Raw genomic sequence first — 25,465 nt, 5'->3', positions numbered from 1 at the left:
TGCTTGGCGGGTGAGGGGGTGAATATTAAATCTTTTCAAAAACAATTAAAAACTTCACAAACCGATGCAGAGGTTACGTTATGGTATCATCTTAGAAATCGGCAATTGTCAGGATATAAGTTTAGGCGTCAAGTGATTATTGGATCTTATATTGTTGATTTTGTTTGTTTTGAAAAAAGACTGATTATTGAGTGTGATGGTGCTCAGCACAATGAAATTGACAAGAAGAAATATGATGCATCAAGATCAATGTATCTTTGTGAACAAGGGTATCGAGTCTTGCGCTTTTGGAATCATGACATACTAAAAGAGACAGAAAATGTATTGGCAGATATTTATCAAGCGTTACAGCAGTGAGATATCCCCCCTCACCCACATTGCTACACAATGCGACCTCTCCCGCAAGGGGAGAGGTGATTAAATTATTATTTTGTGGAATAAACTTAGGGTATTAAAAAAATGAAAATCGCAATATTAGGAAATGGACAGCTAGCACAGATGCTGATTGAAAGTGCTCAAGATTTAAATGTAAGTATTGATACATATCCTTTGCCAGACATTGATCGCTATGGTCAAAGTACGGTTGAGGAGATAAACCTGTGGCAGGAGAAGCTTAAAAATTATGATGTTGTGACTTATGAGATTGAGAATATATCGGTTGATTTGTTGCAGGCAGTATCACAAAAAACGCGTGTCTTTCCGTCAATTGAAGCCTTAAGTGTAGCACAAGATCGTCTGTTAGAAAAAGATAATTTTAAACGATTTGATATAAATACCAATGAGTATATGGTAGTGGATTCTTTCGCTGAACTTCAAAAAGCTGCCAAATTATTAAGCTTACCGTTTATTATTAAGACAAGACGCTTTGGCTATGATGGCAAAGGGCAGTTTATAATTAAAACACCGGAATGTTTAGAAAAAGCGTGGAACACCTTAGGTGAGCATCTTCTTATTGCTGAGAGCTTTGTGCCATTTGATTATGAAGTATCACAAATTGCGTCACGTGATCAGTTTGGGCATATTGCTTTTTATCCTTTGGTCAGAAATGAGCATCGTGATGGTATCTTGCGCGAAACGCATGTGTTGATTGACAATAATGAGCTAAGTATTGACGCGCAAGAAGCGGTGAAGCGTTTGCTTGAGCACTTTGATTATGTCGGTACCTTTGCTGTTGAGTTTTTTGTTAAAAATAATCAGCTTTTTGCCAATGAAATGGCACCTCGGGTGCATAATTCAGGGCACTGGTCAATCAATGGTGCTAATGTAAGCCAATTTGAAAACCATATGCGCGCAATCAGTGGTGAAAACGTTGTTGAGATCAAAACATTAGCGCAACATATAGTAATGATTAATCTCATTGCTGAAGATGTGCCAGATATACAATTACCTGTTAATGGCTATGCCAAAAGTTATGGCAAGAGCTTAAGAGACGGACGCAAGATGGGTCACATTAATATTGTTGATAATGAACTAGAAACATTTATTAATAGTGTTAATATGATCTATCAAAATATTAAGGCAAAACCGTGTTTGGAGGAATTTTAAGTGTCAGATCAGCTAAATATTGCTTATTTTGCGGCAGGGTGCTTTTGGGGTGTCGAGCATTACTTTGCGAAAGAAAAAGGCGTTATCAAAACGGCAGTTGGCTATATGGCGGGCAAAACATTGAATCCTAATTATCATGATGTGAAAACAGGGCAAACTGGGCATTTAGAAGTCGTTAAAGTTGAGTATGATCGCAGTGTTGTCAGTTATGAGGCTTTAGTGAAATTGTTTTTTGAGATTCATGATCCAACGCAACAAGATGGTCAAGGTGTCGATATTGGCTCGCAATATTTAAGTGCGATTTTCTATACAAATGACACGGAAAAAGCAATTTGCCAGCAAGTCATTAATTATCTTGAGACTCAGGGTTTAACGATTGCAACACAATTGATTGATGCCAGTCTTCACCCGTTTTGGTTGGCTGAAGACTATCATCAACAGTATTTTAATAAACACCCTCATTTGCATGTCTGTCATCGACGTGTGAGACGATTTGATTAACGATAAATGAAAAATAAACAGCAATAGCATGAGAAAGAATATGTTTGAAATAAATGAGAATATCGAAAACTATTATGATTTAAGCCAAACAGTGCGCGAGAAAATGCGCATGATTGATGATATGGCAGATCAGTTGGGTGAGCTTTTGGATTGGAACTTGACCGTTGATTTTCAGATTATTAATCAAGAGGATAAATCATCATTGTATGGTGTATGCATTATCGCAGGGGAATCTGATGACGATGAGGCACCGGTGTTTTTCTCAACAGCATCAGCAGATGAGGCATTGATTCGCTTACAAGTTTATTTGGAGTTGATGGAGAAATTTGAGATAAGCAATTTAGCAAGATCAGAGGAATATTACCAACAGTCATTGGATAAGCTGGCGCATTATTACAATGAGTCCTGTGATGACTTATTGCATCAAATCGTGCTTGAGAGTTTTTTTGAGTTTAATGAGAGATTAGCTGACAACTAGATTGCATATAGCTATTCCATTAATGTATAAATAAGTTGCAGCTATGTTGTTATAAAATTATGTTGTTATAAAATAAGGAAAAAGTTCATGCAATTACCTCATTGCCCACAATGTCAAAGTGAATATGTTTATCAAGACGGAGAAATATTTGTTTGCCCTGAATGTGCTTATGAATGGCAAGTCAATGCTGATATAGAAGAAGCCCCTGATGTCAAAAAAGATGCGTATGGCACGCCTTTACAAGATGGTGATAGCATCACTGTGATTAAGGATCTTAAAGTCAAAGGTTCATCTTTAGTCGTGAAAGTGGGCACAAAAGTTAAAAATATTCGGCTAGTGGATGGCGATCATGATATCGATTGTAAAATCGATGGCATCGGTGCGATGAAATTGAAGTCGGAGTTTGTGAAAAAAGTATAGAGCTATATAAATCTTTGAATATACAAACAGATACCGTTTGAGCATTTTTTATTGTTAGGTATAGTGTTAAGGTGTGAGGTTCGCATTTAAGTACTTTTAATGACAGGAGGTTTGATGCAATATTACGCTCACTCAGGAAGATTGGCGGATAAGTCGGATTGGCAGCTGCTTTCGGATCACTTACAGATGGTGGCAGAAATAGCCCAACACAATGCGCGTTATGCTGGATGTATGGAGCTTGCTCACTTGGCGGGTTTGTTGCATGATTTAGGAAAATATTGCAAAGAATTTCAAGCACGCTTGGAGGGTTCAAGTAAAAAAGTTGACCATGCGACTGCTGGTGCGAAAATTGCAGCAGAAATTTTGCCGAATACGTTGTTGAATGGTTTCCCTTTCTTTAAGCTAATTGCCTATGCAATCGCGGGACATCATGCAGGGCTTGCTAATGGCGTAGCTGAGGGAGAGGGTAGAAGTTGTTTGGAGGATCGCTTAAATCAAACGTTCGGGAAAGAGTTGTGTGAGCTTGATGATCTGGTGTGGGAAAATGAACTGCAATTACCAGGAGCAGAATCCCTTCTGCCAAAAGTTAAACCACACCCAGACCCTAGATTTCACGGGTTTCAATATGCTTTTTTAATACGTATGATTTTTTCCTGTTTGGTAGATGCAGATTTTATTGATACCGATAAGTTTTATAAAAAGCTTGAGAATAAACCTTTCTTTAGAGGAGAATATCCGCAGCTAAATGCACTTAAAAAACAATTGGATAAATATTTGCTCAGAAAGCAAAAAGAAAGTGAAGTTACAAAAATTAACCAATTGCGTCAGGAGATTTTGCTAAGCGCTAAGGGAAAAGCACAGCTATCGCCAGGATTATTTAGTTTAACCGTGCCAACAGGAGGTGGTAAAACGCTAACATCAAATGGCATTTGCTTTAGATCATGCTGTAATGCATGACATGCGTCGTGTGATCTATGTAATTCCCTTCACCAGTATTATAGAACAAAATGCTAGAGTTTTTAGAGAAGCATTTGGAGGTTTAGGTGAGTCTGCCGTTTTAGAGCATCATAGTAATTTTGACGATCGCACAGTAAAAAATGAAAAAACGCAGGATAAGCTCAAGTTGGCGATGGAAAATTGGGATATGCCGGTAGTAGTAACTACAGCGGTACAGTTTTTTGAATCGCTGTTTGCAGATCGGACTTCACGTTGTCGGAAATTACATAACATTACAGGAAGCGTGATTATTCTGGATGAGGCACAATTATTGCCGTTGAAGTTTCTAAAACCCATTATGGCTACAATTGATGAGTTGGCTAGGAATTATCATTGCTCAGTTGTGCTGTGTACAGCTACACAGCCTGCTTTGTGTCAGCCAGATTTTGACCAAGGTTTTATTGAGGTTAGAGAAATTGCACCGAACCCGAATAAATTGTTTGATGCGTTAAATTTGGTGACTGTAAAGCACGTTGGTGAGTTAATTGACGATGAAATTATTTCTCACATGCTAGGCAATGAGCGGATTTTAACAATTGTCAATAATCGGCAACACGCACAGTCATTATTCCAAGCTTTGAAGGCGCATGAGGTGGAAGGTGTTTTTCATTTAACAACACTTATGTGCGCTACGCATCGAAATAAGGTTTTGAATCAAATTCGTAAAAGGCTTTTGGATGAAAAATACAAACTACCTTGTCGTGTTATCTCGACATCCTTGATAGAAGCTGGAGTCGATTTAGATTTTCCTTTTGTTATGCGTGCGGAAGCAGGATTGGATTCGATTGCGCAAGCTGCAGGACGTTGTAATCGCGAGCGTAAAATGGCAAAAGAGGACAGTCACGTCTGGATTTTTAAGTCGCCTGATTGGAGCGTACCCCCAGAGTTAGATAGTTTGGTCGCAGGAATGCGCTCAATATTACGCCAAAATTTTGATAATCTACTGGGGATGGAAGCAATTAAGGCTTATTTTTTGGAAGTTTACTGGCGTAAAGGTGATGAGTTAGATGGAGAGCAGCTTTTAGAAATTTGTCGTAACCATGCGAATAATTTGAATTTTCCGTTTCAAAATATCGCTAAAAGTTTTCGGATAATTAAGAGTTTTATGCAGCCGATTTTTATTCAGTTTGACGATGAAGCCGAGCATTGGTTAAAAGAATTGGAGATAACGGATGAGGTGACAAATGTATTACGTAAATTACAACCTTATATTGTGCAAATTCCCAAGCAGGGTTTTGATGCATTAAGAATTAATGGTGCAGTGCAGACAGTTGCGCCACACCGTTTTCAAGAGCAATTTTGGTTGTTAATTAATCGTGATTTATACAGTGGAGAGTTTGGAATACGTTGGGAGAATCCAACGTTTATAGCAGCGGAAAGTTTGACCATTTGATCAAACATAAACCGGAAAGGAGGGAATAGATGGCTTATGGTGTTAAGCTACATGTCTGGGGTGATTACGCCTGTTTTACCAGACCTGAGATGAAGGTGGAGCGTGTATCGTATGATGTCATTACGCCATCAGCAGCCAGAGGAATATTGGAAGCAATTCACTGGAAACCTGCAATCTGTTGGGTGATAGATCGTATTCATGTATTGAAGCCTGTGCGTTTTGAAACAATTAGAAGAAACGAGTTAGGTAATTGCAAAATTTCTACTTCTAAGGTCAGTGGTGCAATGAAGCGTAAAAGTACTGGAGATTTATACTTTTTGATTGATGATGGAGATAATCGTCAACAAAGGGCTACGACACTTTTGCGTGATGTTGGCTATGTGATTGAAGCGCATTTTGAATTGACTGATAAAGCAGGTAATGAAGATTCGATTGGTAAGCATCTGGATATATTTAATCGCAGAGCGCGCAAAGGACAATATTTTCATCATCCTTGCTTGGGGAATCGTGAGTTTCCCGCCTATTTTTCATTGATTGGTTCGGATGAGGATTTGCCTATTTCAGAGTTAAGCCAAGAAGCGCAAGACTTGGGATGGATGTTACATGATATTGATTTTGCCAACGATGCAAATCCAAAGTTTTTTCGTGCGGAGTTAAAAAATGGTGTAATTGAAGTGCCGGCATTTAATTCCTTGGAGGTTATACAATGATTTTATCCTCCTTGAGTCAATATTATGATCGTCTTGTAAACAGTAAAACAGGGGGGAAAGTACCTCTATATGGTTTTAGTGAGGAAAAAATTGGCTATATTCTAGTGCTGTCTGAAAAGGGCGAATTGCTAGATGTTGTACCAAATTTGACCGATGATAAAAAACCAAAAGCAAAACTAATGAACGTTCCGCGCCCTGAAAAAAGAACGTCAGGAATCAATCCTAATTTTTTGTGGGATAAAACGTCATACGTTTTAGGTGTCATGCTGTCGAAAGGCAAAAAAAGTGACTCGACGTTTGAACTATCACTTTCAACGTTCGAAGCTTTTAAAGGCTATCATTGTAAATTGTTAGAGGATCAAGCAGATAAGGGCTTAAAAGCCTTGTTTTTATTTTTACAAAGTTGGCAGCCTGAGCATTTTAAATCTTCAATTCTGCCATTAGAACTATTAGATGCGAATATCGTTTTTCAACTCGATAGAGTAAGATAATATATTCATGAATCAAGTGCGGCAAAAGAAATTTGGAATCGTGTACTTAAGACTGAAGGAGCAAAAGAAAAAATGTGCTTGATCACAGGCGAACAGGCATCAATTGCCAGATTGCATCCGGCAATCAAAGGCGTGTCAGGTGGTCAAAGCTCAGGTGTATCAATCGTTTCTTTCAATAAAGAATCATTTACATCCTTTGGCAAGGATCAGGGGAATAACTCGCCTGTCTCTGAGCAGGCTGCCTTTGCCTACACAACGGTCTTAAATTATCTATTGCGCTATGAGAATCATCAGCTGATTCGTTTGGGTGATACCAGTGTTGTTTTTTGGGCATTAGCTGAAAATGAAGAGCAAGCAAAAAAGGCGGAGGCTTTGTTTATGCTTGGGGTTAACCCATCATCAGCGACAGATGATAGCGAAGCTGTGCAGCTAGGTGTTGTGTTAGACCAGATTGCCAAAGGACGACCTTGGATAGAAATTGATCCTAAACTAGATCCAAATACTGAGTTTTATATTTTAGGCTTCTCACCAAACGCATCACGCCTTTCTATTCGCTTGTGGTTGCAGACCAGTTTTGGTCAGATTCAGCAAAGGCTTGCTGAGCATTATCAAGATTTAGCATTAGTACCATCACCTTGGAAAACGCCACCGTCTGTTTGGCGTCTTTTACTGCAATTGGCTCCATATAGAGATGGTCAGAAAAGTAAGATAGAAGATGCCCCAGCACATTTATCTGGAGAGTTAATGCGTTCGATTTTAACAGGACAGTGTTATCCAAAAGCAGTTTTGACACAGTTATTATCTCGTTTTAGAGCGGATGGTCATATTAACGATTTACGTGTTGCTATGGTCAAAGCAGTATTACAAAGAGAGTTTAGAAAACAATTAATACAAGAGGAGATACCGATGAGTTTGGATGAGTCAAACCGTAATCAGGGCTATTTGCTTGGTAGGCTTTTTGCTGTATTAGAGAGCATACAGAAAAAAGCACTGGGTGATAAAATAAATGCAACGATTGTAGATAAATATTATGCGTCAGCTTCAACCGTGCCGTATTCGGTTTATCCGCGGTTATTGTCCGGAAGTAAGCATCATTTATCTAAAATTCGTAAAGATGAATCAGGGCTTGCACATCATTTTGAAAGTAAGCTTGGACAAATTATGGTGCTATTACCAACAGAGTTTCCACGCCATTTTTCTATTGAAGAGCAAGGACGTTTTGCAATTGGTTATTATCAGCAAAAATTTACACCTGCGAAAGGAAAAGAAGATAAAATTAAATCTATTGATGAATCACAAGGAGTAGAGTAAATGACTATCCATAATCGTTATGAATTTGTTTATTTTTTCGATGTTACTAATGGTAACCCAAACGGCGATCCTGATGCTGGCAATATGCCGCGCCTTGATCCCGAGTCGAGTAAAGGATTAGTTACGGATGTAAGCTTAAAGCGTAAAATTCGTAATTATATTCAATTGAGTCAAGATAACGTGTCAGGCTTTAATATTTATGTGCAAGAGAAGAGCGTATTAAACCAGCAGAATCAGAAAGCTTATGATGCTTTAGAAATCAAGGCAGAACCCAAAAAGTTACCAAAAGATCAGGAGAAAGCAAAAGCTATTACTGATTGGATGTGTACAAACTTCTTTGACGTTCGTGCTTTTGGTGCAGTCATGACAACTGAGATCAATTCAGGTCAGGTGCGTGGTCCCGTTCAATTAGCATTTGCTAAATCAATTGATCCAATTATTCCTTTGGAGGTTTCTATTACGCGCATGGCAGTAACAAATGAGAAGGATTTAGAAAAAGAGCGCACAATTGGACGAAAACATATCGTGCCTTATGGTTTATATCGTGTACATGGATTTATTTCAGCAAAATTAGCAGAAAAAACAGGGTTTTCTGAAAATGATTTGGATAAGATCTGGAAAGCGTTGGAAATGATGTTTGAACACGATCATTCTGCTGCTCGAGGTGAGATGTCAGCACGTAAGTTAATTGTTTTTAAACATCAGGACTCACTAGGAAATGCTCCAGCACATAAGTTGTTTGACCGTGTTACTGTTGAACGTGTGAAAGGTGAAGTAGGTGCGCCAGCCAGTGCATTTGATGATTATACAATTCGTTTAGATGTAGCAGGCTTAGATACCTTTGGGGTCGAAGCTAGAGAGATATTTTAATCTGTATTATGTCAGATAGCTTTTTGATCCCACTTTCTGCCCTTCAGCATTATGCCTTTTGTCCGCGTCAATGCGCTCTTATTCACAATGAGCAGGCGTGGTCAGAGAATTGGTTAACTGCACAAGGTCAGCAGTTGCATCAGCGCGTTGATAGTGGTGAACCTGAGACGCGTAAAGGGATTCGCTATGAGCGAGGCGTACATGTGTCTGCCCCAAAGCTTGGTTTAGTTGGAAAGCTTGATCTTGTAGAAGTCAATATTAAAACAGGTAGTTGTTTCCCGGTTGAGTACAAACGTGGTAAGCCTAAAAAAGATAATATTGATCTTGTGCAGTTATGTGCTCAGGTGTTATGCCTTGAAGAAATGTTAAATACAAGTATTAAGTGTGCTGCAATGTGGTATTGGCAAATTCGTCATCGAGTAGATGTTGAACTAACACAAGCTTTGCGTGATGAAACATTACAAGCCATTGAAAAAACGCGTACTTTGTTGAAAAGCTCAACAACACCTAAAGCAAAATATGAAAAAAAGTGTCAGGCTTGTTCTTTATATGATTTATGTAATCCTAAGCTTACGTATAAAGACAGCAGCCAATCGTATATTTATGCACTTTTTCAGGAGGAATAAGCATTGAAAAAACTACAAAACACTCTTTATATTACCAAGCAAGGAGCCTATCTGCACAAAGAGCGTGAAACACTTGTTGTTGAGGTTGAAAAGAAAAAAGTAATGCAGTTACCTATTCATGCGATCCAGTCAATTTATTGCTTTGGTAACGTAATGGTTTCGCCTTTTTTACTAGGATTCTGCGGTGAGAATAACGTTCATTTAGCTTTTTTTACTGAATACGGACGTTTCCTTGGGCGGCTGCACGGTAAGCAAAGTGGGAATGTTTTTCTTCGTAAAGCTCAATATAAAATGGCTGAAGCTAATCCTGTGCCAATTGCTCGGAATATCATTGCTGCTAAGCTCAATTCATCAAGAGCAGTCCTATATCGAAGAATTCGAAATCATGGTCAAAACAATGAAGTTGAGAATGCTATTGAACAAATAAGCTATGTCATTCGTCGTTTACAAAAGGCTGAAACGTTAGAAGCAATTTTAGGATTAGAAGGAGAGGCAGCATCATACTATTTTAAGGTTTTTAATCAGTTGATTTTGCCAGTGGCACAGCAAGACTTTCAATTTAGTACCCGTAGTCGTAGACCTCCATTGGATCCAGTCAATGCGATGCTATCTTTTTTGTATAGCGTTGTTGGAAATGATATTAGTGCGGCCTTACAGGGTGTTGGATTGGATTCGCAAATGGGTTTTCTTCATCAACTGCGATCTGGTCGAGATAGTTTAGCTCAAGATATTTTAGAGGAATTTCGTGCTTGGTTTGTAGAACGGATGGTTTTAAGTTTAATTAATCGACGACAAGTCAAGCCGCAAGATTTTGAAGTTGAAATTGGCGGTGCTGTCAAGCTGAAGGACGATACTAGAAAATTGTTACTGACAACTTTGCAAACGCGCAAACAAGAAACAATCCATCATTCATTTTTGGGTGAAGAGGTACAAATTGGTCTTGTGCCACACATTCAGGCATTTCTATTGGCGCGACATCTAAGAGGCGACTTAGACGCTTATCCGCCGTTTGTACCTAAATAGGGGGCATCTCATGCTTATTTTAATTACTTATGACGTCTCTTTGAAAGATAAAACAGGAGTTACTCGTTTAAGAAAAATTTCTGAAGCCTGTCAAAACTATGGGATTAGAGTGCAAAATTCTGTATTTGAGTGTGACGTCAGCCCTGATCAGTGGTGTGTATTAAAAGCAAAACTTTTAGAGATTTATAATCCTAAAGCGGATAGTTTACGATTTTATAAGTTGGGTAAATCTGGGCGAGATAAAGTGGAGCATTATGGTGCTAAGGAAGCAACAGATGTGTTTAAATCGATATTGCTATTATAAAATTTTTTGAATCTAATAGTTCTGATGTTTAACAATTAAAGATATGCGCTAACCTTTAGTTCTCATGATTTTGCTAGGGGTTTAGCGGAGATGGTTTTACTTGTGTTTGCTTGCCAATGTGCTATCTTGCTAGGCGCACGGTCGAATTAGCTTGAGAGGTTAGCGAATTTACTAGCGCAAACCTTATAAAATCAAGCATTATTTGCTATGCTGTCGCACCCCATGCGGGTGCGTGGATTGAAACTTGCTTAAGATGACGGACAAGGTTTTGACCAATAGTCGCACCCCATGCGGGTGCGTGGATTGAAACCTTTATCACTTTGTTCGAAAATTTGGTGTTTAGGAGTCGCACCCCATGCGGGTGCGTGGATTGAAACGGCGTATACTTTAGCATCATCACCAAAATTATCGGTCGCACCCCATGCGGGTGCGTGAGTAGAATGCTCCATATATAAAATGGATTGAAAGTGTTTGCTATTCAGCCTTCAGCGATCTTGTTAGCAAATCTTTTGCCGTAGTGCGCATATCTTGTCCCTTATGTAGAATACTGTAAACGGCTTCAACGATGGGCATAGAAACATGATGTTTTTGTGCGATTTTATATACAGCATTCGCAGAAGCAATGCCTTCAACAACTTGTTTTACTTCATTGCAAGCCTCGTTAATTGTTTTGCCTTGACCAACGAGCACCCCAAAACGACGATTACGCGATTGATTATCCGTGCAAGTTAATAACAGATCGCCAAGTCCACTTAAGCCGTAAAAGGTTTCAAGTTTGCCGCCTAAGGCGATGCCTAATTGGGTCAATTCACTGAGGCCTCGGGTAATAAGACCCGCTCGGGCATTAGCGCCAAAGCCAAGACCATCTGAGATGCCACACGCAATAGCAAGTGCGTTTTTAACAGCTCCGCCAATCTCGGCACCAGTGACATCCGTTGAGGTATAACAGCGAAAATTATCACTATTAAAAAGCATTTGAATATGTTTAGCATAATCATTGTTTCGTGCAGCAGCTACAACGGCAGTAGGTAAGCCTTTGGCAACTTCTTTGGCAAAACTGGGTCCCGTGATTAAACCAAAGGGATTGTCTTTTAGGATATCTTCAGCCATTTGATCTAATAGTTGATAGCTATGGTGACAAAATCCTTTTGTCGCTGAGATCACCCCTTGTGTGCTGTTTAAATGAGGCTTGATTGCTTCTAGTGTGCTCACAAAACCAACGCTCGGTGTCGCCATTAAAATATCATCACATTGATGGATAACACTTTCCCAATCATTTACAGCAATTAAGTTTGTTGGAAAAGTAACATCAGGTAAATAGTTGTGATTATGTTTATCATGAATCATCTGTTTATTGTGTGTATCTTTCCATGAATGTATATAAACCATATGTCCAACGCGTGCTAGTTGTAACGCAAGCGCTGTGCCCCATGAACCGGCACCCATGACAAGAATTGTATTCTTCATAAAAAATTAACTCCAATTGTTTACGCTAATGGTTTGATGCCAAGTAAGCGATCACTTTCTTGATACGCTTTATCAGCAAATTCGCCCATCCATTCTTTCACATCATTAAACTGCTTACTAAATTCAAGTTTTCCATTGCTTGATTTTAATTGTTCGACTTGTTTTAAAATCAATTGGGCATAATCTTGAATGCTATTTAATCGATCATTATCTGACGCAATGATATTGGCGTATAAGTCGGCATCTTGGCTAAACAAGCGTCCAATAATATTAAGCTCCATTTTATAAACAGGACTTGAGATTGCCATCAGTTCTTCCAAATGGATATTATGTTGCTTTAAGAACATTCCCATGCAAAATACCGAGAAATGCTCGATGCCTTGGATAAATGTCATTGCTTGGTCATGCGCGCTTGCGGTCATGTTTTTAAGTGTAAATCCTAGGGTGATCAGGTCGTTAATAAACCATTGATAATGTTGAGGGTCGCGACCATCACAATAAACAATCACTTGCTTGTTGGAGCTGGTGACACTTGGTCCAAAAATGGGGTGAAGTCCAACAACAGCGCCACTATGTGCGTTGAGCATTTTGGTCATTGGTGCTGATTTAACGCTTGTTAAGTCCGCTAATATGGTCTTTGAGCTGATATAACGAGAAGCTTTTTCGATGATTGCATCAGTCAACCCAATCGGTGTGCTGATAATCACCATATCTTGATTTTGAAGAAGTGTGTCTGCATGCTGCCAATCATATTCACCCAAAAGGGTGATTTCATAATGCGCAAGTTGCTCAAGAAAAAAAGCTAGGCATTGCCCCATAGCACCGTGACCACCAATAATGCATAGACGGCGTGTTTGTTCTTTTGTTGTTTTTGTTGTCTTCGTCATGCTTTTATACCTTTAACCATAATGTAATCGGTCCATCATTTGTGAGTGATACTTGCATATTAGCACCAAATTGACCTTGTTGAATGCGTGCGTATTTTTGCGAGATTTCAGCATGAAACTCAGCAAATTTTACTTTGGCAATCTGTGGTGGGCATGCTGCCGAAAAGCTAGGGCGTAATCCGCGATCAGTATCAGCAGCCAGTGTGAATTGCGGCACAACTAACAACTCACCATTGATATCAATAAGGCTCTTGTTAAGCTTGCCATTATCATCTTCAAAAATGCGTTGATTTAAAAGCTTATGTGCCATTTTATCATATTCTTTTTGTCCATCTTTTTCTTCGATACAGATAAGTGCCATAATACCTTGGGCGATATGAGCAATTTTATCATTGTTGACGGTAACAGAAGCGTGAGTAACACGCTGTATAAGGCTTAGCATATTGCTTAAGTGATGCTGGCTTGAGTTAAATTAGATTAATCCAGCTTTTTTGACAATATCGCGCTCGTGGCGAAGCTCATCAAGTGTGTTCTCAAAAGCTTTTTGACCAAATGCATCTTGCTTAATGCCTTCAACAACTTTGATTTCACCATTTTTCACAACACAAGGCATAGCAAAGATAAGTCCTTTATCAACGCCATATTCACCATTTGATACTTTGGCAATGGAGACTGTTTCACCTTCAGGCGTGTCAAAAATAATACCTCTAACACTGGTAATAACAGCATTCGCTGCAGAAGCTGCAGAAGATGCGCCACGCGCTTTAATAACTGCAGCGCCACGTTGTTGAACCGCAGGAATAAACTCTTCTTCCAACCATTTGCGATCAGTAATGACATCAGTTGCAGGCTTGCCAGCGATTTCAGTATGGGCAAAATCAGGGAATTGTGTTGCTGAGTGGTTGCCCCAAATAGTCATTTTCTTGACTTCAGTAACATCAACACCGGCTTTGATCGCAAGTTGCTTACGCGCGCGATTCTCATCAAGTGAAATCATTGCAAAGAAGCGATCATTAGGGACATTGGCAGCATTCATCATGGTAATCAATGCATTCGTATTACAAGGGTTACCAACGGCTAAAACGCGGACATCTTTAGCAGCGTGCTTGCTGATCGCTTCACCCATTGGTTTGAAAATCTTACCATTAACACCTAATAAATCAGAGCGTTCCATACCCGCTTTGCGAGGCACCGCACCAATCATCAGTACCCAGTTCGCATCTTTAACGGCTTCATTGACATTCGCGGTACAGGTGACACTCTTTAGCAATGGGAATGCGCAGTCATCAAGCTCCATTTTAACACCTTGTAATGTTGGCAATGTTTGCTCTAACTCCAATAGGTTAAGGTGTACATTGACATCCTTACCAAACATTTCACCTGAAGCGATTCTGAAAATGACGGCATAACCAATGTTGCCAGCAGCTCCGGTTACGGTAACGCGTACACTTTTATTTGAACTATTTGACATGAATTATTTCTCCTTATGATTTAACGAGTAGATTTCGTAGTATTTTCACCCGCAAGATGATAACAACTTTGCTATGAAACGAATAGAGGCATTAGCATTATTTGTGGTATAAATTAAATTTATTTACTCTCGTTGCTTTGTTTGTAAAATTGATACACGCGAACGCCTGTTGTCCATAACACTAAAAGCGTGAAAACAATACCAATGATCATGGCAAATTGGTTAAAGATGATCATTGCGATAAAAAAGATAAACGCCTCGGCACGTTCCATCAGCCCTGGGCTATAATAAAAGCTTTTCTCAGATTGTTTTTCTGAAAAAATACCGACTAATAGAAAGCTGCTAACACAGACAAGCATTGACATCATCATCAGTAGACACACAAAGGCCAAAATGGGATCACGAATAAAAAGGGCGATCACGATAAATGATTCAACCAGTCGATCACTGATAATATCAAGCACGGTGCCAAAATGTGTGCTGTTGTTTTGTATACGAGCAACCGAGCCATCAAGGATATCTAGGTAACCTGAAATCAGTAGCAACAAAATAGCCATGAAGTTAAATTCAGCACTTAAAAAGCAAGCGCTAATGAAGCCTGTGATCAAGGAAGCGATGGTAATAGCGTTAGCAGGTAGGTGGCGCACACCCATATGCATAAGTGGTTTAATAAATATCTTTTGAAATAATGGTCGCAGACCAGATTCGATCATCGTTATTATTCCCTGTGTGGTTTGCCTTTTAGCTTACTTAGCTCACTGCTGCCTTTAAGTTTTTTATAAATAATCGGTACTAAAGACAGTAATGCTAAAGCACAAATAGGCAATAATATTTGCGGTGAGAAAATGACTTTAAGATTAAGTGCATGTCCTTGCTCAAGCGCAAAACCCAAGCCACTTCCAACCCAAGCATAAATAAAGGTGCCAGGAATGATACCAAGGAGAGTGCCTGCAAAAAAATGACGTAAGCTCACACCTAAGACACCAGCGGCAATGTTGATTATAAAAAATGGGAAAATGGGTAGGAGTCTTAAAAACAGCAAGTAATTGAATTCATTTTGTTGAAAGCCATCACGCATTTTGGCAATACTGCCTGATGCCTTGTTTTTCAAGCTTTGAGCAAATGCCATACGTACTGCTAAGTAGGTAATCGTTGCACCAATAGTAGCAGCAAGGACCGTCCAAATGCTGCCGAAAAACACACCAAAAAGAAATCCGCCTAACAGCGTCATTATCGTGGCTCCTGGGATTGAGAACGCCACGATGATGATGTAGCTGAACATAAAGATAAGGACACTCAATAAATAGTGTTGTTGAGTAAATGCTTGTAAGTTTTGATAATGCATTGTCAAAGTTTCCAGTGACAAGTAATGCTCGCCACCTAAAGCAAAAAATATAATTAAACCGATAATTAAAATAATAATAGGAACTAAACGCTTTAAGGACATTTGCAATCACTTTCCATGTCATCGTCTAAAGATGTGTAAAGGATAGCAGATAATAATCAAGTTCAATATAAGTTAATGGCACATCTCAAGAAGTAGCTTGTAAATATAGGCTTTGCAACGAAGTTAAATTAACCATCCCTGACAAAATGGATTGCCACGCATCCATGCTCGCAATGACACCTTCTGACTTGTCATCCGTAAGGCAAGATGGCGTGAGGATCCAATGCGAAGCTGCCATGGATGGTTAGTGATTCTCCTAAAGGTAGTGCCATTCATTTGCTGTGCTAGCGTTTAGATTTTCTTGAAAACAAGCGTGCCATTAGTGCCGCCAAAACCAAATGAGTTGGACATGGCAATGTCAATTTTCATTGGCTTTGCTTGATGGGCTGCATAATCTAAGTTGCAACCTTCATCAACATTATCAAGGTTGATCGTCGGTGGTGCAACCTGATCACGAATCGCTAACAGTGAGAAGATGGCTTCAATCGCACCAGCAGCACCTAACATGTGCCCAGTCATTGATTTGGTTGAGCTCATGACAATGTTCTTAGCGTGATTACCCATAAGCTTTTCAGCTGCTTGGCTTTCTTTAACATCACCTGCCGGTGTTGATGTGCCATGGGCATTGATATATTGTACTTGATCGGCATTAACACCAGCGTCTTCAAGGGCTAGTTGCATACACTCATAACCACCTTCACCACTTGGGCTTGTGATGTGGAAAGCATCAGCATTCATGGCATAACCAATCAGTTCTCCATAGATTTTAGCACCTCGCTTTTTAGCATGCTCATATTCCTCTAGCACAACAGCAGCGGCACCATTAGATAGTACAAAGCCGTCACGATCTTTATCCCAAGGGCGTGATGCGCCTTTTGGATCATGATTGCGTTCAGATAATGCGCGTGCTGCCGCAAATCCACCGATGCCAATAGCCGTATTGGCCTTGTCAGCACCGCCGGCAATCATCACATCAGCATCACCATAAGCAATCATACGTGCTGCCATACCGATATTGTGCGCGCCCGTTGTACAAGCAGTAACGATTGCGGTATTGGGGCCTCTTAGATTGTGCTTAATCGAAAAGTTGCCAGAGATAAGATTAATAATTGTTGCCGGAATACAAAAAGGCGACATTCTCTTGGGACCTTTAGTGTCAATAATAACACGTGTGGCCTCAAGCTCACCAAGTCCACCAATGCCTGAAGACATTGATACACCGATGCGGCGACAGTTCTCATCGGTTACCGTGATACCGGCGTCTTGCCATGCTTCTTCAGCAGCCACAAGACCATATTGCATAAATGGATCGTACTTTTTGATTTCTTTCTTGTCGAAATGTTGTAAAGGATCGAAGTTTTTAATGGTGCCGCCAATAGTGACTTTAAACTCAGAGATAGAAGGTCCATGTACAAGGTCAAACTCAGGTAATTGATCAATGCCACTTTGCCCTTTTAAAATAGCATCCCATGTGCTTTTGACATCACTACCAAGCGGGCTTAATGCACCAAGTCCAGTAACGACAACGCGTCTTGCTGATTTCATGATTTCATTATCCAAATGTTTTATACCGTTCGCAAACCATTCAAAAATATTAAAAACTTCTTCGATATTAAACACCGCAAAACGATTTGCGAGCGGTATAGTTATACAAATAAAAAATCAGCATTAACCTTACGACTAATGCTGATTTCTCATAAATTCATCAGTTACTTTAAAAGCAATGAGTGATTAGCTGTTGTGTGCTTCGATGTAAGTATAAACGTCTTGCACAGTCTTGATTTTTTCAGCTTCTTCATCTGGAATCTCAGTGTCAAACTCTTCCTCTAAAGCCATTACCAATTCAACAGTGTCAAGAGAGTCAGCGCCTAGATCATCGATAAAAGATGCTTCTGCTTTGACATCTTCAGGCTTAACACCTAATTGTTCAACGATGATAGCGTTTACTTTTTCTTGAATTGCGCTCATTTTGTTTCCTTAAGTTTTTACTTATTAATATTGATAAAACTGTCTTTAAATTTATGGCATCCGCCAATCGAGTAGACATTGTAGTGAAATGTGCCTTATTTGCAATAAACTTACAACAAAATTCTGCTAAAACTGATGGGTCTTGCTATTTATTGAGCAGATACTCCTATTAGTTACCAACTTCGTCGTTATCGTTATCATCTAAGAATAAAGGATATTGCTTTGTATCATCGCTAAGTAACTTATATAAATAAGTTGCAGTAACTAGTGCCACTTCACTTGTGGGATTGCCCGTGCAGCTTAAGCTGCACGGGTGAGGGGGAAGATTAAAACGCAACTTCTTCTTGATTCATTGTTAACTGTGATTTCTGCGGCACAGCACAAAAAATAGTTTGTGATGGTAACGGCATTACCTTTCATCTCTGCTTAAAGGCTTATTATTGCTTACATTGATATCCAAGAATGCGAGTAACTCATTCGGGGTCATCTTGACGGTGTTTTTGTTAAGTTTTGATATTACCTTAGTCAATGCGACCCTTTCAAATACTGCGCTCTACCGCATTTTGCTGTAACGTGTAGTAAATAATATAACCAATTAATTTTTTAATGGACTAATGTCATCACCTCATTACCATACCACTTGCGGTTGATTTACCTCGGTCTATACTCTCCTTAATAAAGGAATAACAATTATGGATCTCAAGTGCGATGCTGGATGTAAACGAAATATTGATTGTTGATGATGAGCCGATTATTTGTGAATTGATTGAAAGTATTTTGCAGTCTAAGGGCTATATGACTCATAGTGCCTATAATGGTAAAGCGATGCTTGAGTATTTGAGTCAGAAAATCCCAACTTTAATTATTTTGGATTATCAATTACCTGATTTAACAGGACATAGTTTATGTCAGAAAGTGCGCCAACAATCAGAAGTCCCGATCTTGATGGTAACAGCACATGATAGCCAAGCTAACCTTATTCGCGGATTTGAGCTTGGAATAGATGATTTTCTAGCAAAGCCTTTTGACCCTAAAGAGCTGCTATTGCGTATTGAGGCGATCTTACGTCGTAGTCGAAAGACACAAATGGCATTGTCTCAATCAACACAAGAAGATCAGATAAACTATCAGTTTGATCACTGGTACTTTGAACCATCGGCACTTAATCTGGTCGATAAAAACAATATTAGCAAAAAGCTCAATCTGACTGAGTATGAAGTGAAGTTGCTAAGTCTATTTTGTGCTAATGCCGAACGAATCATCACGCGTGAGCAGATTCACAAAGCCTTGGAGAGTCATGCTGATGATGCATCATTACAAGCGATTAATGTTTATGTCTATCGCTTACGCAATAAGATTGGTAAAGACCTAATTCAATCCATTCGTTATAAAGGGTATAAATTTTTGGCGGATGTTCAGGTGGTTGCATCATGAGCTTATTACCCCAATAATCGTATAGGGTTCAAGTCTGTGTTATAAATTTACTTAACGCCAAGCTCCATCAGACGTTCATCCAGAAAAGCATCAGCAGTTTTATATTTCTCAGATAAATAAACATCAGCTTTAGCATGCATAAAGCAAGGGGTTGACATGCGATCAACGCCTTGTGCTTCACCTTCAGGTTTAACCACGCGATGCTTGGTGGCAATGTATTCAAAGTTGGTCATTTCTTGCAGCATATCACCGATATTAATAATGATAGATTGCGGTTTGCAGGGCACTTCATACCATTTATCTTCTTTATGTGAGTACACCTCTAAGCCAGGTGAGGAGGCAACTGGTAAAAGGGTGATTAGGTTGATGTCTTCATGAGCCGCAGCACGAATGGCGCCTGGTTCTTCATCCCCTTTGATGGCAGGGTAGTGCAGCACACGAAACAATGTACGATCAAATGACAAGGCTTCCACTAATGGCATATGCAGTTTCTTGGAGGTCTCAGGATCCATATGATCATCAATCCACTGGAGTAATGTTTTCCCCAATTCAAAAAGCTGATCAAAAAGCTCACGCGCTTTGTTAGAGACTTCTTTAGGATAGCGACCATTTGGGAAATATAAATGGAAATAGTGCTTGATGTCACGTGCTGTTTCACCTTTGGCAGTTTCTGAGATATCCATCGGAAAGTAACCATCTTGGGTTGCTTTATCGTAATAATAGTTGTGTGCGGCTGTTGAGTTAATAAACCCACGCCATTCGCTATAAACATCTTCGATAAGCTGCCAATCGATAGGGTGTGTCTCCAATACCCCAAAGCCTGTTTGCTTCAAAGAATCGGTAAAGCGCTTTGCCGCGTTATCGGCATGATAATCAACACTTAAAATTTCCATTAAAAATACCTGCTTTATTTGGTTTAAATGACGTTGGCATGCTAAATACTAAAGACATGCCTGTCAAGGTTGAAATTGTGGGCAATTTATTTGTTTGTTCATTTGTTCATTTGCGATAAAAGCAGTACACTGTCGACTTCAAAAACTTGAGCCATTGAAAATAACCTTAAAAGGATAAAAAATGATTCCAACACCTCATATTGAAGCAAAAAATAAAGATGACTTTGCCAAAACTGTCATCATGCCAGGAGACCCGTTGCGCGCTAAGCTGATTGCTGAAACATATCTTAAGGATGTTAAGCAGGTCAATAGTGTGCGTAATATGCTCGGGTTTACTGGGACTTATAAAGGCAAGAAATTAACGATTATGGCGCATGGTATGGGGATCCCAAGTGCGGGGATATATACCGCAGAATTGTTTAATAGCTATGATGTGGATCAGATTATTCGTATCGGTTCGTGTGGCTCGTATGTGCCTGAGATTAAGGTATATGATGTGCTATTAGTTACCGACAGCTATTGTGAATCTGACTATATTGAAATTGTAACCGATGAAAAAACAAGAGTAGTACGTCCAGATGGTGAATTAACAGCACATATTGCGAAAACAGCAGAAAAGTTAAAGCTGCCTATAACGCAAGCAAAAGTACATTGTACCGATGTCTTTTATCGCAAAAACTTTGATGATTATATCAAGCTGCATACTGAGCATGGTTGTAAAGCAGTTGAGATGGAGACTGTGGCAATTTTTGCAAATGCTAAAGCCTATGGTAAAAAAGCAGCTTGTCTTTTAACGGTTTCTGATTCCTTGGTGACAAAGGAGGTTACAAGTAGTCAAGAACGCCAAAACTCATTTACTAAAATGATTGAAATTGCGTTAGCAAGTGTATAGTGTAATTGCGTTACCTTTATGAGTGTCATTAACCATCCATGGCAGCTTCGCATTCGATCCTCACGCCATCCTGGCTCAGGATGACAAGTCAGAGGTTGTCATTGCGAGCATGGATGCGTGACAATCGATTTTATCAGACTGATATAGTGCCATTAGTTTATAGCTAAATTTTCTTTCTCGCATTTTCTAAAAAAATAACTATTCTTACTTGTGCAGGTTCGCATATATCAAAACAAGGAGAATAGTAATGAAGTGTTGTAAGCAATCAGGGTCTATTGTTGGTTGTCTAATCATAGGCATTATATTAGTTGTATTAAGTATTGTGCTGATTATTGGTGCCTTTAGTTGGTTCCCACCAGTGCATAGTCTTTATGATCTCAGTGAGTCTGTTGTCACAGGAATGTTAGGATGCGCAAGCTTAATTATCGGTGCAATCTTTATAGTTGTGGGGATTGTACTTAATAAAGTTGAGAAAAATGACCAGTAATTTTTATTCATTGTTTGTTATGCCGACATAGCTCAGTTGGTAGAGCAATTGATTCGTAACCAATAGGTCAGCAGTTCAATTCTGCTTGTCGGCACCATTTTTTCTACATTTATCCAAAAACTTCTTGAGCTTCTTTTTATAAACGATTATGTTATAGTGTATTAATACGTTGTGAAGTGTAAATGGTATTTTATGGTTAATATCAAACAGGCTCAGCAAGCTGATATTGATGCGCTTTTTCATGCATTATCATTGCTAGAAAGTAGTGAGGAGGTTGCGAAACTTTTCGAGGATTTATGCACACCTGCCGAGATTTCAGCAATGGCAGATCGTTGGCGTGCGGTTCAAGAGATCAAAAATGATAAATCCTATCGTCAGATTTATGCTGAAACCGGTGTGAGTGTGACAACCGTGGCTAGAATTGCGCGCTGCATTAGCCATGGCACTGGTGGGTATAATTTGATGTATAACAAAGTGAAAAGGTCAGTTGAATGAGTGATAAACAAAACAAGCGATTACGCATTGCAGTACAAAAGAAAGGGCGTCTTAATACGGATTCTATGGCGCTTTTTGAGAAAGTGGGTATTAAAGTGCAATTATCAAAAAGCGGGCTTTATTGTCATGCGATTGATGCGCCTGTTGATTTTCTATTTGTGCGCGATGATGATATCCCAACTTTAGTCAATGATGGCTTTTGCGATGTTGGTATTATTGGACAAAATGTATTGGATGAGTTTTGTTTAACACTGAACGAGAAAAAACAAAGCAATAATATCACCATAGACAAAGCACTTGGCTTTGGGTTTTGTCGCTTATCGATTGCTATTGCCAGTAGTAAAGCATATGACAATATCAATAGTCTAAAAGCAATGAAAGTTGCGACCTCATACCCTGAGCTCTTAATGGAGTTTTCACGCAAGAATAATCTTGATTTATCGATTTTAAATATTTCAGGCTCGGTTGAGATTGCACCTAATCTTGGTATGGCTGATGCGATATGTGATCTGGTGTCAACAGGACGCACATTGGAGGAGAATAATCTCAAAGAAGTCGTTGAAATTATGCAATCACAGGCATTGTTGATTCGTAATAGTCATACACTTGAACCTGAGTTGGAAGCATTTTATCAACGGTTGATCGACCGGATTAATGGAGTGATGCAAGCCAAAGAAAGTAAATATGTGATGTTTCATGCGCCTAAGTCATCGCTTAATGCCATTAATGATATTCTGCCAGGTCATGAAGGGCAGACGGTTATCCCTATCTCAGGGGTTGAGGATAAGGTGGCTGTGCATATTGTGACGACAGAAGGTGTTTTTTGGAATACCTTAGAGCGTTTAAAGCAGGCAGGTGCCAGTGCGATTTTAGTGTTGCCAATTGAAAAAATGCTCGCGTGAGGGGATATCATGATTAAAACTTACCACATTAATATTGATGATAAATCGACTTGGCAGCTTCTTCTTAAACGTGCGCCGCAAGTCAATAGTGATGACTTAAATAAGCACGTTGAAGCGATTATTAATGAAGTAAAACGCAATAAAGACCAAGCGTTATTTGACTATACTGCGCGCTTTGATCATTGGACACTTGATGATTTATCTGTGGCAAAAGCTGAAATCAAAGAAGCGTATGAGCTAGTTAGCCATAAAGACATTGAGTTAATCAAAAGTATTATTGCCAGAGTGAAAAATTATCATGAAATCAATAAGCCTAAAAATACGCTAGTTGATAGCAAGGATGGTGTGTGTTGTCATAAAGTTTTTAGTGCTATTGAGAGTGTTGGTTTATATGTGCCAGGCGGGAGTGCACCTTTGATCTCAACACTCATTATGTTAGCCGTTCCGGCAAAAGTAGCAGGGTGTAGGCAAGTGAATGTTTGCACACCAGTCAATGTAGCAGGCAAAATTCACCCATTATTATTAGTCGCCGCTGACTTATGTGGTATTGATGTCATCTATAAAGTAGGTGGCGCGCAAGCTATTGCGGCGATGGCGTATGGCACGGAATCAGTGACTAAAGTCAATAAGATCTATGGACCCGGTAACAGTTGGGTGACCAAAGCGAAAATGCTCGTTGCTGATGATATTGACGGAGCAGCCATTGATATGCCAGCGGGTCCTTCTGAAGTCTTGATCATTGCAGATGAGAAGGCGAATGCTCAATTTGTTGCGGCAGATTTATTGGCACAAGCTGAACACGGCGCTGATTCCCAGTCAATATTGATAACAACCAGTAGTGCGTTAGCCAATGAGGTAATAGCTGTTATTAACCAACAATTAAGTAGATTAACGCGTCAAGAGATTATCAAAGAAGCGCTCATACATAGTCGGATTTTAGTGGTTAATACTTTAGAGGATGCTTTGACCCTTGCCAATGATTATGCGCCTGAGCATTTGATTTTACAGGTGAAAGATCCTGAAAGACATATTGCTCAAATTCATAATGCTGGCGCGGTATTTGTCGGGCAATGGGCAGCTGAAGCATTAGGGGATTATGTCACTGGATCAAATCATGTATTGCCAACCTATGGTTATGCTAAGTCTTTTAGTGGTTTATCAACAGTTGATTTTATGAAAGCAATGAGTGTGCAATATGTCGATGAAAAAGGGCTCTTATCTATAGGTGATTTAGCGGTACAATTGGCAGATATTGAGGGCTTAACAGCGCATAAATTAGCAGTTGATTTGCGTCTTAAAGCGCTTAAAAACACAGCGGAGGTGACATGTTTGAGAAATTGATTCGCAAAGATTTATATAAGTTTAATGCATACTCTTCGGCGCGATCGTTAAAGCTTGAAGGTGATATTTGGCTTAATGCCAATGAACTGCCTTATGATTTATCTGAACAAGGGTTGAATCGCTATCCTGAACCACAACCAAACGAATTGGTGCGTGCTTTAGCAACGCTTTACCAAGTTGATCAAAATGAATTATTGGTAACACGCGGTAGTGATGAAGGCATTGATTTATTAGTCCGATTGTTTTGCACCTATCAACAAGATGCCATTATGGCGTTTAAACCAACCTTTGGTATGTATCAGGTCAGCGCGCGCTTACAAGGGGTAGAGTATTTTGAATATGCACTTGACCCCATAAATGAATTTGCACTAGATATTGATGATTTATTAAAAGAGATAAATAAAAAACCAAATGTTAAGTTGCTGTTTGTTTGTTCGCCGAATAATCCTACCGGAAATTCAATTGCGCGAGAGGATATTGAAAGCTTATGTCTTTCATTAGCCGATAAAACAATGATTGTTGTTGATGAGGCTTATATTGAGTTTAGTGGCATGCAAAGTGCGACGAGTTTAATTAAGAGATATGATAATTTAGTTGTTCTTAGAACCTTATCCAAAGCGCATGGTTTGGCAGCAGAACGTGTTGGCTCTGTGGTTGCTAATGCCCGTTTAATTGGTTTGATCAAAAAGGTGATAGCACCTTATCCAATCGCACTTTCGGTAGCGCAAAATGCACTAGCTGCATTAAAGCCTGAGCGTTTGGCATTGGTTGACAGTAAAATTCATGAAGCGATGATTGAACGGGCGCGTTTATTTCAATACCTGCAATCATCAAACTTGGTTAATAAAGTATATCCCTCACAAGCTAACTTTTTATTGGTGCAGTTTAAAGTAAATATATTTGATCAATTATGTCAGGCAGGCATTGTGGTCAGATCAATGGCAAAGGTATTTAACGATGAAACAATGTTGCGTATTAGCATAGGCACTGTTGAGGAAGTAAATAAGCTTATTAACGCATTAGATAATATAGTAATGATATATAAGTAAGTTGCCTCAGCTAGTACCTCTCCCCTTGCGGGATTGCTCGTGTAGCTTAAGCTTCACGGGTGAG

General features: G+C 39.4%; 28 protein-coding genes, 1 tRNA gene and 1 pseudogene. 21 read left to right on the top strand and 9 right to left on the bottom strand.

Annotated elements, in window-relative coordinates; all coding sequences use genetic code 11:
- Positions 1-18: 18 nt before the first annotated feature.
- From ACZ5V8_RS06755 to cas2, 13 genes and pseudogenes are all read left to right on the top strand, one after another.
- Positions 19-357, top strand: a complete 339-nt coding sequence (locus ACZ5V8_RS06755; RefSeq protein ID WP_440617739.1) for an endonuclease domain-containing protein — start codon at positions 19-21, stop codon at positions 355-357.
- A 102-nt stretch (positions 358-459) separates the two neighbouring features.
- Entirely contained in the window at positions 460-1,545 is a 1,086-nt protein-coding gene (locus ACZ5V8_RS06750) for a 5-(carboxyamino)imidazole ribonucleotide synthase (RefSeq protein WP_464217172.1), read from the top strand.
- On the top strand, positions 1,546-2,046 hold the full coding sequence (gene msrA / locus ACZ5V8_RS06745) for a peptide-methionine (S)-S-oxide reductase MsrA (protein WP_464217171.1): 501 nt from the start codon (positions 1,546-1,548) through the stop codon (positions 2,044-2,046).
- 28 nt (positions 2,047-2,074) lie between these two features.
- The gene (locus ACZ5V8_RS06740) at positions 2,075-2,524 is read left to right on the top strand and encodes a hypothetical protein (RefSeq protein ID WP_464217170.1); all 450 of its coding nucleotides are present in this window, start codon (positions 2,075-2,077) and stop codon (positions 2,522-2,524) included.
- 87 nt (positions 2,525-2,611) lie between these two features.
- Positions 2,612-2,944 (top strand): zinc ribbon domain-containing protein YjdM, encoded by a 333-nt coding sequence (locus tag ACZ5V8_RS06735; RefSeq protein ID WP_464217169.1) that lies wholly within the window; start codon positions 2,612-2,614, stop codon positions 2,942-2,944.
- Between the two features lie 114 nt (positions 2,945-3,058).
- Positions 3,059-3,901, top strand: coding sequence for a CRISPR-associated endonuclease Cas3'' (locus ACZ5V8_RS06730; protein ID WP_464217168.1), 843 nt, complete (start codon positions 3,059-3,061; stop codon positions 3,899-3,901).
- Positions 3,867-5,333 carry a CRISPR-associated helicase/endonuclease Cas3 gene (locus tag ACZ5V8_RS06725; protein WP_464217167.1) on the top strand — a complete coding sequence of 489 codons (1,467 nt, stop codon included), beginning with the start codon at positions 3,867-3,869 and terminating at the stop codon, positions 5,331-5,333. The genes ACZ5V8_RS06730 and ACZ5V8_RS06725 overlap by 35 nt, the downstream gene beginning before the upstream one ends.
- A 29-nt stretch (positions 5,334-5,362) precedes the next feature.
- Positions 5,363-6,043: a type I-C CRISPR-associated protein Cas5c gene (gene cas5c / locus ACZ5V8_RS06720; RefSeq protein WP_464217166.1), complete on the top strand. Its 681-nt coding sequence runs from the start codon at positions 5,363-5,365 to the stop codon at positions 6,041-6,043.
- Positions 6,040-7,845: pseudogene (cas8c, locus tag ACZ5V8_RS06715) on the top strand (type I-C CRISPR-associated protein Cas8c/Csd1). The gene cas5c and the pseudogene cas8c overlap by 4 nt, the downstream one beginning before the upstream one ends.
- Positions 7,846-8,715, top strand: coding sequence for a type I-C CRISPR-associated protein Cas7/Csd2 (gene cas7c / locus ACZ5V8_RS06710; protein ID WP_464217165.1), 870 nt, complete (start codon positions 7,846-7,848; stop codon positions 8,713-8,715).
- Between the two features lie 8 nt (positions 8,716-8,723).
- The gene (gene cas4, locus ACZ5V8_RS06705; RefSeq protein ID WP_464217164.1) at positions 8,724-9,341 is read left to right on the top strand and encodes a CRISPR-associated protein Cas4; all 618 of its coding nucleotides are present in this window, start codon (positions 8,724-8,726) and stop codon (positions 9,339-9,341) included.
- Between the two features lie 3 nt (positions 9,342-9,344).
- Positions 9,345-10,364, top strand: a complete 1,020-nt coding sequence (gene cas1c / locus ACZ5V8_RS06700) for a type I-C CRISPR-associated endonuclease Cas1c (RefSeq protein ID WP_464217163.1) — start codon at positions 9,345-9,347, stop codon at positions 10,362-10,364.
- Positions 10,365-10,374: 10 nt separating this feature from the next.
- Entirely contained in the window at positions 10,375-10,668 is a 294-nt protein-coding gene (gene cas2, locus ACZ5V8_RS06695; RefSeq protein WP_464217162.1) for a CRISPR-associated endonuclease Cas2, read from the top strand.
- Positions 10,669-11,142: 474 nt separating this feature from the next.
- Here cas2 and ACZ5V8_RS06690 read toward each other — a convergent pair whose 3' ends face one another.
- From ACZ5V8_RS06690 to acpP, 8 genes are all read right to left on the bottom strand, one after another.
- Complete coding sequence (locus tag ACZ5V8_RS06690; protein ID WP_464217161.1) at positions 11,143-12,135, bottom strand: NAD(P)H-dependent glycerol-3-phosphate dehydrogenase; 993 nt, start codon at positions 12,133-12,135, stop codon at positions 11,143-11,145.
- A gap of 20 nt (positions 12,136-12,155) precedes the next feature.
- Positions 12,156-13,022, bottom strand: a complete 867-nt coding sequence (gene tyrA / locus ACZ5V8_RS06685) for a bifunctional chorismate mutase/prephenate dehydrogenase (protein WP_464217160.1) — start codon at positions 13,020-13,022, stop codon at positions 12,156-12,158.
- 4 nt (positions 13,023-13,026) lie between these two features.
- Positions 13,027-13,464, bottom strand: coding sequence for a D-aminoacyl-tRNA deacylase (dtd, locus tag ACZ5V8_RS06680; protein ID WP_464217159.1), 438 nt, complete (start codon positions 13,462-13,464; stop codon positions 13,027-13,029).
- A 30-nt stretch (positions 13,465-13,494) separates the two neighbouring features.
- Positions 13,495-14,493, bottom strand: a complete 999-nt coding sequence (locus ACZ5V8_RS06675; RefSeq protein WP_464217158.1) for a malate dehydrogenase — start codon at positions 14,491-14,493, stop codon at positions 13,495-13,497.
- A 119-nt stretch (positions 14,494-14,612) separates the two neighbouring features.
- The gene (locus ACZ5V8_RS06670; protein WP_464217157.1) at positions 14,613-15,206 is read right to left on the bottom strand and encodes a CDP-alcohol phosphatidyltransferase family protein; all 594 of its coding nucleotides are present in this window, start codon (positions 15,204-15,206) and stop codon (positions 14,613-14,615) included.
- Positions 15,207-15,211: 5 nt separating this feature from the next.
- Positions 15,212-15,940 (bottom strand): TVP38/TMEM64 family protein, encoded by a 729-nt coding sequence (locus ACZ5V8_RS06665; protein ID WP_464217156.1) that lies wholly within the window; start codon positions 15,938-15,940, stop codon positions 15,212-15,214.
- 291 nt (positions 15,941-16,231) lie between these two features.
- Entirely contained in the window at positions 16,232-17,485 is a 1,254-nt protein-coding gene (fabF, locus tag ACZ5V8_RS06660) for a beta-ketoacyl-ACP synthase II (protein ID WP_464217155.1), read from the bottom strand.
- Positions 17,486-17,671: 186 nt separating this feature from the next.
- The gene (gene acpP / locus ACZ5V8_RS06655; protein WP_192483915.1) at positions 17,672-17,908 is read right to left on the bottom strand and encodes an acyl carrier protein; all 237 of its coding nucleotides are present in this window, start codon (positions 17,906-17,908) and stop codon (positions 17,672-17,674) included.
- Positions 17,909-18,616: 708 nt separating this feature from the next.
- On the opposite strand from acpP, the gene ACZ5V8_RS06650 reads away from it, so the two are divergent.
- Complete coding sequence (locus tag ACZ5V8_RS06650) at positions 18,617-19,342, top strand: response regulator transcription factor (protein WP_464217154.1); 726 nt, start codon at positions 18,617-18,619, stop codon at positions 19,340-19,342.
- Between the two features lie 47 nt (positions 19,343-19,389).
- On the opposite strand, the gene ACZ5V8_RS06645 is transcribed toward ACZ5V8_RS06650, so the two are convergent.
- Positions 19,390-20,235, bottom strand: a complete 846-nt coding sequence (locus ACZ5V8_RS06645) for a 2OG-Fe(II) oxygenase family protein (protein ID WP_440616955.1) — start codon at positions 20,233-20,235, stop codon at positions 19,390-19,392.
- A 181-nt stretch (positions 20,236-20,416) separates the two neighbouring features.
- Here ACZ5V8_RS06645 and deoD point away from each other — a divergent pair, with 181 nt between their 5' ends.
- The 7 genes from deoD (at position 20,417) to hisC (ending at position 25,401) form a co-directional block, all read left to right on the top strand.
- Entirely contained in the window at positions 20,417-21,127 is a 711-nt protein-coding gene (deoD, locus tag ACZ5V8_RS06640; RefSeq protein ID WP_464217153.1) for a purine-nucleoside phosphorylase, read from the top strand.
- A gap of 247 nt (positions 21,128-21,374) precedes the next feature.
- A complete protein-coding gene (locus ACZ5V8_RS06635; RefSeq protein ID WP_440616957.1) occupies positions 21,375-21,614 on the top strand; it encodes a hypothetical protein in 240 nt (79 codons plus the stop codon).
- A gap of 21 nt (positions 21,615-21,635) precedes the next feature.
- Positions 21,636-21,711 (top strand) — tRNA-Thr (locus ACZ5V8_RS06630).
- A gap of 95 nt (positions 21,712-21,806) precedes the next feature.
- Positions 21,807-22,109: a YerC/YecD family TrpR-related protein gene (locus tag ACZ5V8_RS06625; protein WP_440616958.1), complete on the top strand. Its 303-nt coding sequence runs from the start codon at positions 21,807-21,809 to the stop codon at positions 22,107-22,109.
- Complete coding sequence (hisG, locus tag ACZ5V8_RS06620) at positions 22,106-23,011, top strand: ATP phosphoribosyltransferase (RefSeq protein ID WP_464217152.1); 906 nt, start codon at positions 22,106-22,108, stop codon at positions 23,009-23,011. Before ACZ5V8_RS06625 ends, hisG begins: the two co-directional genes overlap by 4 nt.
- 9 nt (positions 23,012-23,020) lie before the next feature.
- Positions 23,021-24,352 carry a histidinol dehydrogenase gene (gene hisD, locus ACZ5V8_RS06615; RefSeq protein WP_464217151.1) on the top strand — a complete coding sequence of 444 codons (1,332 nt, stop codon included), beginning with the start codon at positions 23,021-23,023 and terminating at the stop codon, positions 24,350-24,352.
- Positions 24,337-25,401, top strand: coding sequence for a histidinol-phosphate transaminase (gene hisC / locus ACZ5V8_RS06610; protein WP_464217150.1), 1,065 nt, complete (start codon positions 24,337-24,339; stop codon positions 25,399-25,401). Before hisD ends, hisC begins: the two co-directional genes overlap by 16 nt.
- The last annotated feature ends 64 nt before the right edge of the window (positions 25,402-25,465 follow it).

Source organism: Cysteiniphilum sp. GTC20157 (assembly GCF_055396795.1).
This window is presented reverse-complemented; position numbering and strand designations above follow the sequence as displayed.

Coding starts and splice junctions, on each gene's coding strand:
- cas4 (WP_464217164.1), top strand. CDS start 8,724: ATGTCAGATAGCTTTTTGATCCCACTTTCTGCCCTTCAGCATTATGCC.
- cas5c (WP_464217166.1), top strand. CDS start 5,363: ATGGCTTATGGTGTTAAGCTACATGTCTGGGGTGATTACGCCTGTTTT.
- deoD (WP_464217153.1), top strand. CDS start 20,417: ATGATTCCAACACCTCATATTGAAGCAAAAAATAAAGATGACTTTGCC.
- ACZ5V8_RS06750 (WP_464217172.1), top strand. CDS start 460: ATGAAAATCGCAATATTAGGAAATGGACAGCTAGCACAGATGCTGATT.
- ACZ5V8_RS06665 (WP_464217156.1), bottom strand. CDS start 15,940: ATGTCCTTAAAGCGTTTAGTTCCTATTATTATTTTAATTATCGGTTTA.
- cas7c (WP_464217165.1), top strand. CDS start 7,846: ATGACTATCCATAATCGTTATGAATTTGTTTATTTTTTCGATGTTACT.
- hisD (WP_464217151.1), top strand. CDS start 23,021: ATGATTAAAACTTACCACATTAATATTGATGATAAATCGACTTGGCAG.
- ACZ5V8_RS06725 (WP_464217167.1), top strand. CDS start 3,867: ATGGCATTTGCTTTAGATCATGCTGTAATGCATGACATGCGTCGTGTG.
- ACZ5V8_RS06635 (WP_440616957.1), top strand. CDS start 21,375: ATGAAGTGTTGTAAGCAATCAGGGTCTATTGTTGGTTGTCTAATCATA.
- ACZ5V8_RS06730 (WP_464217168.1), top strand. CDS start 3,059: ATGCAATATTACGCTCACTCAGGAAGATTGGCGGATAAGTCGGATTGG.
- ACZ5V8_RS06735 (WP_464217169.1), top strand. CDS start 2,612: ATGCAATTACCTCATTGCCCACAATGTCAAAGTGAATATGTTTATCAA.
- tyrA (WP_464217160.1), bottom strand. CDS start 13,022: ATGACGAAGACAACAAAAACAACAAAAGAACAAACACGCCGTCTATGC.
- dtd (WP_464217159.1), bottom strand. CDS start 13,464: ATGCTAAGCCTTATACAGCGTGTTACTCACGCTTCTGTTACCGTCAAC.
- cas2 (WP_464217162.1), top strand. CDS start 10,375: ATGCTTATTTTAATTACTTATGACGTCTCTTTGAAAGATAAAACAGGA.
- ACZ5V8_RS06740 (WP_464217170.1), top strand. CDS start 2,075: ATGAGAAAGAATATGTTTGAAATAAATGAGAATATCGAAAACTATTAT.
- ACZ5V8_RS06670 (WP_464217157.1), bottom strand. CDS start 15,206: ATGATCGAATCTGGTCTGCGACCATTATTTCAAAAGATATTTATTAAA.
- ACZ5V8_RS06650 (WP_464217154.1), top strand. CDS start 18,617: ATGCTGGATGTAAACGAAATATTGATTGTTGATGATGAGCCGATTATT.
- ACZ5V8_RS06675 (WP_464217158.1), bottom strand. CDS start 14,493: ATGTCAAATAGTTCAAATAAAAGTGTACGCGTTACCGTAACCGGAGCT.
- hisG (WP_464217152.1), top strand. CDS start 22,106: ATGAGTGATAAACAAAACAAGCGATTACGCATTGCAGTACAAAAGAAA.
- acpP (WP_192483915.1), bottom strand. CDS start 17,908: ATGAGCGCAATTCAAGAAAAAGTAAACGCTATCATCGTTGAACAATTA.
- ACZ5V8_RS06645 (WP_440616955.1), bottom strand. CDS start 20,235: ATGGAAATTTTAAGTGTTGATTATCATGCCGATAACGCGGCAAAGCGC.
- ACZ5V8_RS06690 (WP_464217161.1), bottom strand. CDS start 12,135: ATGAAGAATACAATTCTTGTCATGGGTGCCGGTTCATGGGGCACAGCG.
- ACZ5V8_RS06625 (WP_440616958.1), top strand. CDS start 21,807: ATGGTTAATATCAAACAGGCTCAGCAAGCTGATATTGATGCGCTTTTT.
- hisC (WP_464217150.1), top strand. CDS start 24,337: ATGTTTGAGAAATTGATTCGCAAAGATTTATATAAGTTTAATGCATAC.
- fabF (WP_464217155.1), bottom strand. CDS start 17,485: ATGAAATCAGCAAGACGCGTTGTCGTTACTGGACTTGGTGCATTAAGC.